At 52.8% G+C, this 15,034-nt stretch carries 13 protein-coding genes; 8 read left to right on the forward strand and 5 right to left on the reverse strand.

The annotated features are described in order from the left end of the window. Window positions 1-192: a YnbE family lipoprotein gene (locus ACFX4O_RS07720; RefSeq protein WP_131410433.1), complete on the reverse strand. Its 192-nt coding sequence runs from the start codon at window positions 190-192 to the stop codon at window positions 1-3. Then, a complete protein-coding gene (locus ACFX4O_RS07725) occupies window positions 189-2,828 on the reverse strand; it encodes a YdbH family protein (protein ID WP_380207957.1) in 2,640 nt (879 codons plus the stop codon). Before ACFX4O_RS07725 ends, ACFX4O_RS07720 begins: the two co-directional genes overlap by 4 nt. Window positions 2,829-2,999: 171 nt before the next feature. Here ACFX4O_RS07725 and ACFX4O_RS07730 point away from each other — a divergent pair, with 171 nt between their 5' ends. From ACFX4O_RS07730 to hslJ, 3 genes are all read left to right on the forward strand, one after another. Next, window positions 3,000-3,185, forward strand: a complete 186-nt coding sequence (locus ACFX4O_RS07730) for a hypothetical protein (protein ID WP_131410436.1) — start codon at window positions 3,000-3,002, stop codon at window positions 3,183-3,185. A 130-nt stretch (window positions 3,186-3,315) separates the two neighbouring features. Next, window positions 3,316-4,302 carry a 2-hydroxyacid dehydrogenase gene (locus ACFX4O_RS07735; protein ID WP_380207958.1) on the forward strand — a complete coding sequence of 329 codons (987 nt, stop codon included), beginning with the start codon at window positions 3,316-3,318 and terminating at the stop codon, window positions 4,300-4,302. 113 nt (window positions 4,303-4,415) lie between these two features. Continuing rightward, window positions 4,416-4,838, forward strand: coding sequence for a heat shock protein HslJ (hslJ, locus tag ACFX4O_RS07740; RefSeq protein ID WP_131410440.1), 423 nt, complete (start codon window positions 4,416-4,418; stop codon window positions 4,836-4,838). Here hslJ and ACFX4O_RS07745 read toward each other — a convergent pair. Further along, window positions 4,832-5,101: a DUF333 domain-containing protein gene (locus ACFX4O_RS07745; protein ID WP_380207959.1), complete on the reverse strand. Its 270-nt coding sequence runs from the start codon at window positions 5,099-5,101 to the stop codon at window positions 4,832-4,834. The two genes, hslJ and ACFX4O_RS07745, sit on opposite strands and share 7 nt — an antisense overlap. Before the next feature lie 264 nt (window positions 5,102-5,365). Continuing rightward, window positions 5,366-6,883: a diguanylate cyclase gene (locus ACFX4O_RS07750; RefSeq protein ID WP_380207960.1), complete on the reverse strand. Its 1,518-nt coding sequence runs from the start codon at window positions 6,881-6,883 to the stop codon at window positions 5,366-5,368. 471 nt (window positions 6,884-7,354) lie between these two features. On the opposite strand from ACFX4O_RS07750, the gene nifJ reads away from it, so the two are divergent. The 5 genes from nifJ (at window position 7,355) to ACFX4O_RS07775 (ending at window position 13,501) form a co-directional block, all read left to right on the forward strand. After that, window positions 7,355-10,879, forward strand: a complete 3,525-nt coding sequence (gene nifJ / locus ACFX4O_RS07755) for a pyruvate:ferredoxin (flavodoxin) oxidoreductase (RefSeq protein ID WP_380207961.1) — start codon at window positions 7,355-7,357, stop codon at window positions 10,877-10,879. A gap of 123 nt (window positions 10,880-11,002) precedes the next feature. Next, window positions 11,003-11,215 carry a KTSC domain-containing protein gene (locus tag ACFX4O_RS07760; protein WP_131410448.1) on the forward strand — a complete coding sequence of 71 codons (213 nt, stop codon included), beginning with the start codon at window positions 11,003-11,005 and terminating at the stop codon, window positions 11,213-11,215. A 68-nt stretch (window positions 11,216-11,283) separates the two neighbouring features. Further along, entirely contained in the window at window positions 11,284-11,610 is a 327-nt protein-coding gene (locus ACFX4O_RS07765; protein ID WP_380207962.1) for an antibiotic biosynthesis monooxygenase family protein, read from the forward strand. A 150-nt stretch (window positions 11,611-11,760) separates the two neighbouring features. Beyond that, the gene (locus ACFX4O_RS07770) at window positions 11,761-12,597 is read left to right on the forward strand and encodes an MBL fold metallo-hydrolase (protein ID WP_380207963.1); all 837 of its coding nucleotides are present in this window, start codon (window positions 11,761-11,763) and stop codon (window positions 12,595-12,597) included. Window positions 12,598-12,658: 61 nt separating this feature from the next. Then, on the forward strand, window positions 12,659-13,501 hold the full coding sequence (locus tag ACFX4O_RS07775; RefSeq protein ID WP_380207964.1) for a helix-turn-helix transcriptional regulator: 843 nt from the start codon (window positions 12,659-12,661) through the stop codon (window positions 13,499-13,501). Between the two features lie 122 nt (window positions 13,502-13,623). Here ACFX4O_RS07775 and ACFX4O_RS07780 read toward each other — a convergent pair whose 3' ends face one another. Next, window positions 13,624-14,919, reverse strand: coding sequence for an AppA family phytase/histidine-type acid phosphatase (locus ACFX4O_RS07780; protein WP_380208048.1), 1,296 nt, complete (start codon window positions 14,917-14,919; stop codon window positions 13,624-13,626). Window positions 14,920-15,034 lie beyond the last annotated feature (115 nt).

Here is a 15,034-nt window from a genome sequence, read left to right on the forward strand (position 1 = left end):
TCAGAACAAGTCGCTGCGGGTTTTCAGCAGGGTTTCTACGTCTTTATCCACTTTGATGTGAATTTCATGCTCAATCTTCACATTCATATTGATGGTGATCGGCTCTTTCGGCGCCGCCACTTCAATGCGCGGCGTGCAAGCGGCCAGCAACATTGTCGCCATCAATACGGGCACGGCTTTCAGGGTTTTCATTTTTTATCCTCACACTCTTCGCCCTTCGCGCAGCGGGCTTGCGGTAGCGCCGCGTGTTGCTCAAGCCATGACTGCAAATTGTCGCCAAAACGTAAACTGCGCCATAAGGTGAATACATTTTCCTCATGGGTATAGTTCAAATTCACGGTACTGCTTTTGCCATCAACAAAACTGGTGCCGCGCAGGGTCGCCTGCAACGTCAACAGACCCAGATTATCCAGATTGATCTTCGTCCATGAGCGGGAAATTTCCATATAGCGCAGCCAGTTAATCGCCGCGCCCGCCGCCATGTTGTCTTTCACCACCGCATCGGCGGTATCTTTATCGATCCGCAGCGTCATCGGCCCGGGGTTGTGCAACCAGCCATCTTTAATGATCCATTGCGGGTTATCCAGCCACAGCGGCAGCGCGCCGTCAAACGGCCCGGAAAGCGCGAACTGCTTCGGATTCACCGCGCTTATCAACTCGCTGGCGGAAATGTGCTTCAGACGCAGCAGCGCCGGGTCGTGCTGCGGCATACGTAACTGTTGCATAGTCACTTTCCCGCCCAGCACATCGACGCTGACATCGCTTAAAACGAGCGGGTTGTCCTCGCTCCACGGCCACGCACCCTGTAAATCTGCGGTGAAGTTTTTCGCCGTCACCTGGTTCGTTATCTCACCAATGCGCAGCGAAACCGGCCTGCGGGTGCCCAACTGCCAGCGCCCTTCGCGGTAGCGGAATGGCAACACAAAGTCGACGCCGCGAATTTGGTTGTCCGGCGTCCAGACACTGCCGCTTTTTAGCACACCGTGACCACCTGCTTCAAAACCTTGATCCGCTGCGGCGGAAAAGGCGACCTGCGCATACAGTGCGCCATCAAGCAGTTTCATTTTCCAGTCAGGGGGAATAAGCGGCTGAAAAACCGAGAGAGCCTGACGCGGCCACCAGGCCTGCCCACGCAGACGCTCACCGTCCCAACGGCCATTGACCTGCACCGGGCCAATCGTGTCGGCTTGCAACGCGCCTTTAAACTGGAACAGGGTTGGGTCGTCGCCGTTCACGCTGAATTTCAACGTCGACGGCGGTAATACACTTCCCGCATTGAAGGTGGTTTGCCCGGCATCCAACGTCAGTGCGCCGCTGAATTGTGGATTTTCCGCATCACGAACCCATTTCACTGGCGCATCCAGCACTAACCGTGGTGCAGCCATGTGCATCGCGCCATATTGCAACTGATTAAAGCCAGTCGAGAGATCGGTCAGCGTAATGGTGTTGTTATTCCATTCACCGCGCCCCGCAACATCCCAGCGCGCATTCATCGGTGTGAAATTGCCATCGCCCCAGTAGCGCCAGCGCCACAGGCCGTTATCCGGCAGAAAATCCTGAGCCAGGCCATCAAGGTGCAGGCTGAAATCTCCCATCGCATTTTCATGTGCGCGAAGAATGGCCTGTAAACGCCCATCAATACCGCGCTGAGTCAGCTTGACGCCCGCCAGCGGCCAGCGCACTTCATCAATGTTTAACGAATCAATCACCCGCCCGCGCGAACGCAGCAGCGCACCCGGCGTAAAGGCCAGTTGCGGATCGTCAGCACTGCCGCTCAGATGGGCGGGAAGCACCGCATAAAACACCAGATCGCCCTGCTTTGCTTCCCCGGTCAATTGCAGCGGCATATCGTTATTGTCGATACCAAGACGGCCAGGGCCAATGGTCAGCACCGCATTGCCTTTCCCGGCGTCGCCCTGCGTCAGTACGTTTAAGCGGCCACTGAATTGCGCCTTTTCCAGCCCCTGTTGCCAGTTATCCACTTTCAAGCCAACACGACCGCTAAGCGGAAAACCCTGATAAGGCCAGCTCCAGCGTCCATCGCTGATGGTCAATTGTTCGGGCGTAAGCTGCCATGGCAGATCGAGCAGCGGATCGCCCTGATCCCGCGCCATGACTACCACTTGCCCTTCGTTATCACGCCAGTCGAGATCAACATCCACCACGCCTGGTTGCTGCGACAGGGTTAAGGTGCTTTCCATATGCCCATTGACGGGTACGCCGTTTGGAACTTCCGGCAGGGTAAATTCACCGCCGAGCGTAAACGGCGGCTGGTCATCAACGAGACGTAGCGCCATACGGCTAACAGTCAGCGCCTGCCCGCGCAAACGGGCGCTGAGTTCGACGCGCTCGCCAGAATAAGTGAGTTGCTGAAGATCCGGTGTCAACGACAGCGATAATTTACCGGCCCACGTTTTCCATGGCGAAACCGTAAAACGCTCTACCGTCAGCCAGCTATAAGGAAGCAAGGCTTGCCATTCGGCCAGCGTTCGCGGCGCGGTAGAAACAGTTTCACTTTGTGGCAGTTTATTAAGACAGGCGGTGTTAATATCCAGCGCGCCAATATGAAGCTGCCAACGGCTGGGGTGTGTGAGTTCGGCGTTCTGTAATGACGCCAGCTGGCAATCACCGACCAGATAGCGCAGATCGGGGATTTGTAACGCATGTCGGGTAAATCGTGGGCTCTCGTCCATGGCGATACGCGTGCCGACCGGCAGCCAGATCCCCGCCAGCGTCGGCACCCACTGCGCGAGCGTCAGCAGCAGCGTAAGCGGCAGCAGAATGAACAGTAACACCAGTGCGATGGCGGCTTTGTATTTACCCTTCATGGGTAGCTAATATCCTGATTTTGCATATGATTAAGCCGATTCTGGCGGTTATTGTGGCATGTTTGAGCGCCCCTTTGAAGGCACGTGCCGTCTTAATCATAGTCTGGCGATTGCATTTTCAGTAGTTACAGAAAATAGTGTTTTAATATCATTAATTTATGGATTCAGCGTATGTTCACTAAAGGCTCTTTGATTCGCGGCTGGCTTAGCGGAACCACCGTTTTCACCTGCTTTACCTTCAGCGATTACCTCAGTGCTAATTACTTTCACGACTCCAAAATTCCATGGCTCATCGGGGTTATTGCAGCGACGGCTATTATCTGGGGCACGCGCAGTGCTTTAAAACAATTGCGCTAATAGGCGGACCACAGCAGATATACTGAAACTGGAAGCATTCACCGCGCCCATGAGCATCAATTAAATTTGAATGTTTACATAATAATTTTAAAACGTGATAATACGGGCAGAAACCATTGGAGAAAGTCTTATGAAACTCGCGATATACAGCACAAAGCAATACGATAAAAAGTATTTGCAGCAGGTAAACGAGAAATATGGCTACGATCTTGAATTTTTCGACTTTCTGTTGACCGAAAAGACTGCCAAAACCGCGAATGGCTGTGATGGAGTCTGCATTTTTGTTAACGACGATGGCAGCCGCCCGGTGCTGGAAGAGCTGAAAAAGCTCGGGGTGAAATTTATTGCCCTGCGCTGTGCCGGGTTCAACAACGTCGATCTCGAGGCAGCAAAAGAGCTGGGTTTGCAGGTAGTACGCGTTCCGGCCTATTCACCGGAAGCGGTGGCGGAGCATGCTATTGGCATGATGATGACGCTGAACCGTCGCATTCACCGCGCGTATCAGCGTACCCGCGATGCTAACTTTTCCCTGGAAGGGCTGACCGGTTTCACCATGTACGGTAAAACAGCGGGCGTGATCGGCACCGGTAAGATTGGCGTTGCCGCGCTGCGTATTCTGAAAGGGTTTGGCATGCGCCTGCTGGCGTTCGACCCGTATCCGAGCGCAGCCGCGCTGGAGCTTGGCGTGGAGTATGTTGATCTACCGACGCTGTTTTCGCAGGCGGATGTCATCTCCCTGCACTGCCCGCTCACGCCAGAAAATTTCCACCTGCTTAACCGCGACGCTTTTGATCAGATGAAAGATGGCGTGATGATCATCAACACCAGCCGCGGCGGATTAGTCGATTCGCAAGCCGCGATAGAAGCACTGAAAACGCAAAAGATCGGCGCGCTGGGAATGGATGTATATGAAAATGAACGTGATTTGTTCTTTGAAGATAAATCCAACGACGTTATTCAGGACGATGTGTTCCGTCGCTTATCAGCCTGCCACAACGTACTGTTTACCGGCCACCAGGCATTCCTGACGGCCGAAGCGTTGATCAGCATTTCCGAAACAACGCTGGAAAACTTGCGCCAGTTACGCGACGGTGAAGCCTGCCCGAACGCGCTCTGAATGTCCGGGGGTTCCCCTGCCTGCGCGGGGAACCCTTTCGGACAAACCCCGATGACGCCCAGGCTCAGCCTGTTAGAATCCCCCACGTAATGGAAAACCCCTTAGAGGAAGAGATGAAGAAAATTATGACTTTGGTTGCGTTGAGCGTAGTGCTTTCTGGCTGCGTGAGTTCCCGCACCGACACATTGAAACCACAGCAACTGGCAGACCAGCGATTTGTGCTGACCACCGTAAACGGTCAGGCCGTGCAGGGTAATGGCCCGGCGCCGGAAATCCGTTTTGATAAAGACCTGCGCGTGTCCGGCAAAATGTGTAACGGCTTTATGGGCCAGGGAAAACTCTCTGACGGCACATTGACCGTCAAACAGATGGGCATGACCATGATGCTCTGCCCTGACCCGCAGCGTAACGAACTGGATCACACCATTAATGCGATGCTCAGTGAAGGGGCGCAGGTTGATCTTACTGACAACCAGCTGACGCTGGCGACGGTGAAGCAAACCCTGATTTACACGCGCGCGGCGAACGCTCAGTAACTGCCGCAGCTTCCGGTGGCAAGTGACTGTTCACTGCAGCGCTTGCCATTTGGCAAGGCACACATTCCCACCATTGAACCATCGAGTTGCCGGGCAACTGACAACGAGCCACCAATCATCGCGCAATTCGCCTGACCACCATTTGACATCGCGGCTTTAAGCCCCGGCGCAACGTGTGCCGCGGTCGCTTGCTGAACGGGTTCATCACTGCTACATGCCGATAATAATAAAGCGGCACATCCTACTAAAAACGCTGCGCGCATTTCTCTCCCCCTGCTCCTGTGTCCTCAGGATAATTAAAAAAAGCGAAACCCAAGCATCATAGGCAGCCCGGCGCAATACGTCGAGAGCTGAAAAGCATCTTTATGCGTGTTAGAAACATTTTTTTGCGCTTTTTTGTGGGCGAGTGAACACAATTCATCGTCAGCAGGAATTCATGAGTGCATCAACTCAGTCTTGCTCAAGTACACAGCGTTGTGGTTGTCGAGGCCTGCTGCAGCAGACGGTTTGCGTATTCAGTGCTCATATCACACGAATTCACGTTCTGAGGTGACAACGCAGTCGCGACCTGAATATTTCGCCGCGTAAAGCGCCTCATCAGCAAACTCGATGAGCGCCGCCTCTTTCCCCTTCAATGAGGCAGCAGATCCGGCGGCAACACCAATGCTCACACTCACGACGCCAAGCGGGCTTTGCTGGTGGAGAATATTCTCGAGCTTGATATTACGACCTATCTTTCTGGCAATATTCTCAGCGGATATCGCATCCGTTTCAGGCAGAATGACAACAAACTCTTCTCCGCCATATCTGGCGGCCAGAAAAGACGTTTCATTAATGGTTTCTTTTAAATTTTCGGCGACTATTTTTAAACACGCATCACCGGCAATATGCCCGTAGCTATCATTATATTTTTTAAAATAATCGACATCGATTAATAACAGTGCAATCTGCTGTTTGTTGCTGGCACATTTTGCGACTTCTGCCAATAAAGCCTCATCGAATTTGCGCCGATTCGCAAGCCCGGTTAAGCCGTCTTCCTCGGCCATCACTTGCAACTCGGCATTCGCAGACGCCAGAGATTCTTTTGCTGCCGACAGCTCTTTATTAATCCGGGCACGGTTGCGCACATCACGCATAAGATAATAGCTGGAAAAACTGACACAACCGATAAGAAACAGAATGACAATAGCAAGGACTTCAGACTGGCGACGCCATGAGGCCATAGCTTCATCCATGCTAACGGCAACGGTTGTAACCAGACCATAACGTTTATTTTTTTGAAACGAATAAATACGCGCTATTTTATCGAAACGCGAAACAGAGGTTGCGATTCCAGAATCTTTCCTTTTTAGATAATCCGTAAACAATGGTGAATCCGAAATTTCCCTACCAATATATTTTTCATCAAAAGGATAACGTATAAGTAATATTCCAGAATCACTCGTTAACGCTATCGCGCCTTGTTTTCCGATGTCCAGCTTTCCATAGGTTTGCAAGAAAGTGGCAATGTTCAGCGTCAACACTGCAACGCCCTTAAAATTCCCCACTTTATCTTCCAGTCTTCGGCTAACGGTTATCACCCACTGGCCGTTTGTTCTGCTCACAACAGGGGGACCAATAAAGATATTTTTCGAATTATTATCCCGATGGTGCATAAAGAAAAATCTGTCGGAGCTATTGCTGCTGCCTAAAAAATTTTCCTGCAACGCAATAATTTTATTCCCTTTCTCATCATAAATAATGATGTTATTCAACTGGGTGAGAAGCTGTTTCTGGTCAGCGAGTATTTTCTTAATGCTGGCTAACTGTTCGGAATTCATGCCATACATTTCCGTTACGTCAGAAACATTCTTTATCAACATCTCGCTTTGCCGAATAATCCCCTCTGAATACGTATCGAGAGTATGACTTAAGTTGGATATATTCGTATTAAGTTCATTTAGCGTATGGGTTCTTGTACTCAAGATCTGAACAATCAGCGTGATAGAAATCGCAAAAAAAACCACAGTAATAAAACTTGCCGCAAAAAATATTTCTTTTTTCATCTTATTTTTACCCGCTACGACCTCTTCACAAGAACGACTGTAACTGTAAATCTCAATTATCAAGAAACACACGGTAAAAGGTACAAGAACCTTTAATTAAAAACCTTATTCACTCCATGCAAACGCAGCGACCAATGATAGCATTATTGCAAGTGTCTGTTTGTTAAGGAAACATGACTATCCTCTGATCAAACAGCGCGCTATTCCCTCCCAATCCCCCGGCACACTTGTTGTTGGTATTTTCTCCGTGTGTCAGTGCATCCCATCATGAGGGTAGCAGGAAATGTTCTGCACCAGCGCCATAAGAACGGGTAATCCCCCACCGTTAAATCGCAATTCATTGATTCCCGTTATACCTCAGGACACAAAAGCGAAAATTGCGCGCGCGTTGGTTTGCTAAAATAAGAGGATAATTACAGGGCTTGTCGCTGTTACACAAGCCTCTCCTATTGAGCAATGCAAGGGTGCCATATGATTACTATTGACGGTAATGGCGCGGTCGCTTCAGTCGCCTTCCGCACCAGTGAAGTTATCGCCATATACCCCATTACCCCCAGCTCGACGATGGCTGAACAGGCAGATGCCTGGGCCGGAAACGGCCTGAAAAACATCTGGGGCGACACGCCACGCGTCGTGGAAATGCAGTCGGAAGCGGGCGCGATTGCCGCCGTACACGGCGCATTGCAGACCGGCGCGCTCTCAACCTCGTTTACCTCATCGCAGGGTTTACTGCTGATGATCCCAACGCTTTACAAGCTGGCGGGTCAATTGACGCCGTTTGTTCTGCACGTTGCTGCGCGCACCGTTGCCACCCATGCGCTCTCTATTTTTGGCGATCACTCCGACGTGATGGCGGTTCGCCAGACGGGTTGCGCCATGCTCGCTGCCGGTAGTGTGCAGGAAGCGCAAGATTTCGCGCTGATTTCGCACATGGCGACACTGAAAAGCCGGGTGCCATTCATTCATTTCTTTGATGGTTTTCGCACCTCGCACGAAATCAACAAAATCGTGCCGCTGGCAGATGACACCATCCGTAGTTTGCTTCCTCAAGCGGAAATTGATGCACATCGTGCCCGCGCACTTAATCCGGAACATCCGGTGATCCGCGGCACTTCTGCCAACCCGGACACCTATTTCCAGTCTCGCGAAGCCACCAACCCGTGGTACAACGCGGTGTACACGCACGTTGAGCAGGCAATGGACGATTTCGCCACCGCCACCGGGCGGCAGTACAAACCTTTTGAATACTACGGCCACCCGCAAGCCGACCGCGTGATCGTGCTGATGGGATCGGCAATCGGCACATGCGAAGAAGTGATCGATGAGCTGCTGACGCGTGGCGAAAAAGTCGGCGTGTTGAAAGTGCGCCTCTATCGCCCGTTCAGCGCCGCGCATCTGTTGTCCGTGTTGCCGGAAAGCGCGAAAACCGTTGCCGTGCTGGATCGCACCAAGGAACCTGGCGCACAGGCCGAACCGCTTTATCTGGATGTGATGACCGCGCTGGCAGAAGCGTTTAATAACGGCGAGCGGGAAACGCTACCGCGCGTGATTGGCGGGCGTTACGGTCTTTCGTCAAAAGAGTTTGGCCCCGAGTGTGTGCTGGCCATTTTTAACGAACTGCGCGCGGCGAAACCCAAACCGCGTTTTACCGTCGGTATTTACGACGATGTGACCAACCTTTCTCTGCCGCTACCGGAAAACACCCTGCCGTCACATGCCAAACTAGAAGCACTGTTTTATGGGCTGGGCAGCGACGGTAGCGTCTCGGCGACCAAGAACAATATCAAAATTATCGGTAACTCTACGCCATGGTATGCGCAGGGCTATTTTGTTTATGATTCGAAAAAAGCGGGCGGCCTGACGGTCTCGCATTTGCGCGTCAGTGAAAAACCGATCAACTCAGCTTATCTGGTATCGCAGGCGGATTTTGTCGGCTGCCATCAGTTGCAGTTTATCGATAAGTACCCGATGGCCGAGCGTCTGAAACCGGGCGGTATTTTCCTGCTGAACACCCCCTACAGCGCCGACGAAGTCTGGTCACGTTTGCCGCAGGAAGTACAGGCGGTGTTAAACCAGAAAAAAGCCCGCCTCTATGTGATTAACGCGGCGAAAATCGCGCGCGAATGCGGTCTTGCCGCCCGCATTAACACCGTCATGCAAATGGCGTTCTTCCATCTCACAAATATTCTGCCGGGCGACAGCGCGCTGGCTGAACTGCAAGGCGCGATTGCCAAAAGCTACAGCAGTAAAGGCCAGGAACTGGTGGAGCGTAACTGGCAGGCGCTGGCAATGGCCCGCGAATCGCTGTTCGAGGTGCCGCTGGAAGCGGTTAATCCGCAAAGTGCCCATCGCCCGCCGGTGGTGTCCGATTCCGCGCCAGATTTCGTGAAAACCGTGACAGCAGCGATGCTGGCAGGCCTTGGCGATGCATTGCCCGTCTCCGCGCTGCCACCGGACGGTACCTGGCCGGTTGGCACCACGCGCTGGGAGAAACGCAATATCGCGGAAGAGATCCCTATCTGGAAAGAAGATCTCTGTACCCAGTGTAACCACTGCGTTGCCGCCTGCCCGCACTCGGCGATCCGCGCCAAAGTGGTCTCGCCGCAAGAGATGGAAAACGCACCGTCGAGCCTGCACTCGCTGGATGTGAAATCCCGCGATATGCGCGGGCAGAAATATGTGCTGCAAGTTGCGCCGGAAGATTGCACCGGCTGTAACCTGTGCGTGGAAGTTTGCCCGGCAAAAGATCGCCAGAACCCGGATATCAAGGCTATCAATATGATGTCGCGCCTTGAACACGTTGAAGAAGAGAAAGTGAATTACAATTTCTTCCTCGATCTGCCGGAGATCGACCGCAGTAAACTGGAGCGCATCGACATTCGTACCTCACAGCTGATTACGCCGCTGTTTGAGTATTCCGGGGCTTGCTCCGGCTGTGGTGAAACGCCATATATCAAACTGCTGACGCAGTTGTATGGCGACCGGATGATGATCGCCAATGCCACCGGTTGTTCATCGATTTATGGCGGTAACCTGCCCTCGACGCCTTACACCACTGATGAAAACGGACGCGGGCCGGCGTGGGCGAACTCACTATTTGAAGATAACGCCGAGTTCGGTCTTGGGTTCCGCTTAAGCGTGGATCAACACCGCCAGCGCGTTATGCGGCTGGTTGATCAATTTGCTGAGCATATTCCGGCGGAACTGAATGCGGCTTTACATGCGGAAGCGACCCCGGAAGCGCGTCGCACACAGGTGGCAGAACTGCGTACCGCGCTGGCATCCGTGGAAGGTGCGCAGCAACTGTTGACCGATGCCGATGCGCTGGTCGAAAAATCGATTTGGCTGATTGGCGGTGACGGCTGGGCGTACGATATTGGCTTTGGCGGCCTCGATCATGTGCTGAGCCTGACCGAGAACGTCAATATTCTGGTGCTCGATACCCAGTGCTACTCCAACACCGGCGGCCAGGCCTCCAAAGCCACGCCGCTGGGTGCCGTGACCAAGTTCGGCGAGCATGGCAAACGTAAGGCACGTAAAGATCTGGGCGTTAGCATGATGATGTACGGCCACGTCTACGTCGCACAGATTTCGCTGGGCGCGCAGCTCAACCAGACGGTGAAAGCCATTCAGGAAGCAGAAGCTTACCCCGGCCCGTCGCTGATTATTGCTTACAGCCCCTGCGAAGAGCACGGCTATGATTTGGCGCTGAGCCACGACCAGATGCGCCAGCTCACCGCGACCGGCTTCTGGCCGCTGTATCGCTACGACCCGCGCCGTGAGGAAGAAGGCAAAATTCCGCTGGCGCTGGACTCCCGGCCGCCGTCAGATGCGCTGGCAGAAACCCTGCTTAATGAGCAGCGCTTCCGTCGCCTGAACGCGCAGCAGCCGGAGGTAGCGGAACAATTGTGGAAAGATGCCGCCGCCGACTTGCAAAAACGCTACGACTTCCTGGCCCAGTTGGCCGGTAAAGCAGAGAAAAACACCGCGGAATAAGCCAGCCGCCGAAAAAGCCACCGGTTAGCGCCGGTGGCTTTTTTAACGCACCTATTTCGCATGACACCCGCAGGAAGCTGGCTGATAATCACGGTTTCAGCCCGAACGGCAAGGAGCGAATTTATGCATCATCACTCAGTTACCTCATCACGCATCGCTTCTGTCGGTTATGACGAACGCACTCGCACGCTGGAAATCTCTTTTCACGATAAAAGCATCTACCAATATCAGGGCGTGCCGGAACGCATCTTTTCCCTGTTTCTTACCGTTGTTTCCAAAGGTCGTTTTTATGATGGCGTGGTAAAAGGCAAATATCCGGAAAAAAAAGTCGCCTGAACAGGTAGCTATCGCTGCGTTAAATTCCTGTCAGGATGGAGATCAGATAACCCACATCAGGAGCCACAATGTCAGCACTTAACCACCCCACACCGTATTACGCAGTGATTTTCACCTCCGTGCGCACCGCTGTTGATGATGGCTACGGCGCAATGTCCGATCGTATGATGGCGCTGGCGGTTAACCAACCCGGTTTTCTGGGCGTGGATTCCGCCCGTGAAGAGGTTGGTATTACTGTCTCTTACTGGACATCGCTTGATGCCATCAAAAACTGGAAGATGAACACCGAGCATCTCATTGCGCAGAAAACCGGGCGTGAAAAGTGGTATCACTCATTCACTACCCGTATTTGCCGGGTGGAAAAAGAGTATTCTTTTCAGACGCTGGACGAGTAACGTCGTACTCGCGGCCCACACACAATGAGCGCAAAACGCACCGCATTGAACAAATAGGCACACGCTTTTTCGTTACGCTGTATTCGACATTCAACGGAATGTGATGAAAACGAAGCGAGGATTATGATGACGTCCCGGACTCTCGAGCAAATGCCTGCAATCAAACGCCTGCAATTGCAAGATATCACCGTCACGATACTGAGTGACGGTTACCTTGAAGGCTCTTTTGCGCTATTGAACGGCATTGAAACCGACCATGCCGAAGCGTTACTGACCGCCAATGGCGTTTCGCCCCTGCCGCGCATGAATATTAATGCCTGCGTGGTCGAAACCGCCGGACACACCATTCTTATCGATAGCGGAACCGGTACGCCTGACGGAGCAAGCGGCGAGTTACCTGCTGCCCTTGCCGCAGCGGGCATTGACCCGCTCAGGATCGACACGATTTTGTTGACCCACGGACACCGGGATCATATTGGCGGTCTTGCCGACCCGCGACAGACCCCGCTATTCAATAATGTGCAGCGTCTGTTCGTGCATGAGAAAGAGCTCGCTTTCTGGCGTGATGAAACGCTGTATGCCAGCGCACCGGAGAGCTTCCAACGCTCGTGCGACATCGCGAGGAATGCGTTCAGCGCTTACGACGACAGGCTGGTGACCTTCAAACAAGAGGATATTCTGCCCGGTATTCAGGCGGTGCCGCTTTTTGGCCATACCCCAGGCCACAGCGGTTTTCTGCTTGGCAATGAAAAAGACGCTCTGCTTATCTGGGGAGATATTGTCCATTTCCCGCATATCCAGATAGCCCGGCCTGACGTCTCGATTGCCTATGACCGCGACCCGGTGCTGGCGGCAAAAACGCGCAGCGCCCTGCTGGATCGCGTCGCGACGGACAATATTTCTATTTGTGGTATGCACTTCAACTTCCCGACCACGGCAAAACTCAGCCGTAGCGGTCAACGCTACGCGTTGCATTACGCTATGTGAATTATCTCGCATGAAGTTAATCGAGTGTTCCTGCCGAACCGGGATGGCAAAGAAGGTCGAGATGATAAACCCCGCTTTACACATTGATGCGCGCGCAACAGAAACCCTGCTCAACGCGCTATTGGATCTGGTTTGTTCCGAACAGGCTTTTCCCTGCTGTTGCCTGCGCGCCATGCAAAGCTGGCAGGTTAACAAGTTTCAGGTCGAAGGCGCGACGTTCTCATTTCCCCTGCGAGGCACGTTTCGTTACCGCGAGCAGAATAAGTGGCTCTGCGTATCGCCCGGCGAAATGCTGGTATTTCCCAACGCCCGTAGCATCGATATTGAGTGTACGCCCGATCCCAGCAGTGGTGAGTTTCTCGCACTGACGGTGTTACTGGCAGAGGAGCAACTGGAGGCCGCCCGGCTGATACTGCGCGTCTTACCTCCGGCAACCCCGGGGAATATCGCCGCTGAACCGCTGGCAAAATTTATCGCTCCGATGACCCGCTGGGTAGCCGCACTGCGGGCTGGAAACCGGACATTATCAATACATACGATGCTCGAAATTGTGCTCAGTTTGTTTGAGATGGGACATCACGGATTGCTGCGTCTTCAGCCGCCGGACATAGCGATGACGATACGCAAAATGGTAAGCAGTGACCCGGCACATCACTGGTGTACCGATGAGATTGAAGAGCGGCTCAATATTAGCGGCGCCACGCTTCGTCGCCGTCTTGCGGCGGAAAATACCACGCTAAGCGCGGTGATTACCGATGCGAGGATTGCCGATGCACTTCAGTTACTGATGACAACCCGGATACCGATAAAATCCGTTGCCGCGCGTGTTGGCTATGCATCGGTCGCCAGTTTCAGCCGTCAGTTCAGCAAACGCTATGGCGCTGAGCCTTCGGTTTTTCGCTAAAGACAACAAACCCAATGGCATATTTCGCCCTAATCGCCTGTGCCTCGATCCTCTTTCAATGTTCGGGGCACAGGATTTCGGAGCGACTGGCGAGATTCACTTTCCTGCCGAAACGCCGTGTTTCATAAGCCGCAATCAGCAACGCGTACCGCTTCAATCAGCTTTGCAAAACTGTTTAAGGAACACATTCCTTGTGCATTCGTCTCACCGCACGCCTTGAGCACAAGATCCACCCGACCCGGCGGGTTATCCAGCGAGAAAGACCGCATCTCTCTCATCTCCTGCAGGGTCTGATAAACGAACGAGACCTGAACCCAGTTCGTATTGTCGCTTACCCGCTTCCAGCGTTCGAAAACCAACTCTTCGCCCGGCGGGGTATTATCGGGTTGTGATGGCAGCGACCAGTTAAGATCTAGCGCGCCGCTGAGATTGGCAAGATTGGTATCATGTCCGGCAATAAACAGTAAAGAAGCAGGAAGTGTGATGCCGTAGTGATTCTGATCAGACCCGTTGGTGATCAATGCCGTGCGTATTAAATCAAGTAAGGGTGTCGCCCTGCTCCGCGCCACTTCAGGTGTTCTTTGTAAAAGATCAAACTGGGCATTATGCAGGCTTAATAACGATTGCCATTCTTTGTCGCCTGCGATCCTTCCCCATGCCACGTCCGTCATCCCTTGCGCTTGCTGGAGGAGGAAGATTTCTGTGAGCGTGGAAGACAGCCCCCACGCGCCAGGCAAGGAGACGTTATCAGGCTTGATGTTAAGTTTGGTGGGAATATCGTTGGTGAGTGAACACACATGGTTTTCCCCGGCCGATTTGCATTTCGCTGAGTCAGGAAAATTTAAAACGCGCTCCAGAGCCTGAAAAGCAGGCTGATATCTCCGCGTGTATTGCTCAATATTTCCTCCCGCCTTCGTTAAAATCGCCTCTTTCACCGCAGAAGTGTTAAACGTACATTTACCCGTTTTTATCGGGTTAAAAAGTGGGTCCGACGTCGATTTTTCGTGCTGATAATGCACAGGAAGATGACATTCAGGCGCCAGCCCCGCGAGGAATGCCTCACCTGTTTTGCGGGTTCTTTGATTGGTATCGGCAATCACCGCCACTCGCCCCGTATCCGGGCACGTTTTATTTTCCAGCAACCCCGTCTCTATCAGTCGCAGACGTTGGTAATGCCCCAATGCCGCAATAAGCTGTCCTCCGCGCGGCGTGAGCCATCCCAGCGGCACATCCCACTGGGGCCACTGAAAAGGTGTCACTTCACGCATTTGTGGCGTGAACTTGGTTGGCGCGCGGACTCCGTGACGGCTAACAATCACGACGCGCTCCAGTTTCATTCCGGTGTCTTCTTTTGCATGCAATTGAAAAGAAAAAAAGAAAAGAATTAACAGTCCTAAGCGAACAATCATTGCTCTTATCACTTTTACCTCCCTTTGATGATCAGATAACAGCTTGTTTCTTCACAAACTAGTTACACATCCTGGCGAAAATGATCTTACTCCTGTATTGATGAATATGTTTTATACTGCACCT

The sequence above is a fragment of the Kosakonia sp. YIM B13571 genome (assembly GCF_042788095.1).
GTDB classification, from domain to species: Bacteria; Pseudomonadota; Gammaproteobacteria; order Enterobacterales; family Enterobacteriaceae; genus Kosakonia; species Kosakonia quasisacchari.

Coding starts and splice junctions, on each gene's coding strand:
- ACFX4O_RS07730 (WP_131410436.1), top strand. CDS start 3,000: ATGTTCACTAAAGGCTCTTTGATTCGCGGCTGGCTTAGCGGAACCACC.
- ACFX4O_RS07765 (WP_380207962.1), top strand. CDS start 11,284: ATGTCAGCACTTAACCACCCCACACCGTATTACGCAGTGATTTTCACC.
- hslJ (WP_131410440.1), top strand. CDS start 4,416: ATGAAGAAAATTATGACTTTGGTTGCGTTGAGCGTAGTGCTTTCTGGC.
- nifJ (WP_380207961.1), top strand. CDS start 7,355: ATGATTACTATTGACGGTAATGGCGCGGTCGCTTCAGTCGCCTTCCGC.
- ACFX4O_RS07770 (WP_380207963.1), top strand. CDS start 11,761: ATGCCTGCAATCAAACGCCTGCAATTGCAAGATATCACCGTCACGATA.
- ACFX4O_RS07720 (WP_131410433.1), bottom strand. CDS start 192: ATGAAAACCCTGAAAGCCGTGCCCGTATTGATGGCGACAATGTTGCTG.
- ACFX4O_RS07750 (WP_380207960.1), bottom strand. CDS start 6,883: ATGAAAAAAGAAATATTTTTTGCGGCAAGTTTTATTACTGTGGTTTTT.
- ACFX4O_RS07745 (WP_380207959.1), bottom strand. CDS start 5,101: ATGCGCGCAGCGTTTTTAGTAGGATGTGCCGCTTTATTATTATCGGCA.
- ACFX4O_RS07735 (WP_380207958.1), top strand. CDS start 3,316: ATGAAACTCGCGATATACAGCACAAAGCAATACGATAAAAAGTATTTG.
- ACFX4O_RS07775 (WP_380207964.1), top strand. CDS start 12,659: ATGATAAACCCCGCTTTACACATTGATGCGCGCGCAACAGAAACCCTG.
- ACFX4O_RS07725 (WP_380207957.1), bottom strand. CDS start 2,828: ATGAAGGGTAAATACAAAGCCGCCATCGCACTGGTGTTACTGTTCATT.
- ACFX4O_RS07760 (WP_131410448.1), top strand. CDS start 11,003: ATGCATCATCACTCAGTTACCTCATCACGCATCGCTTCTGTCGGTTAT.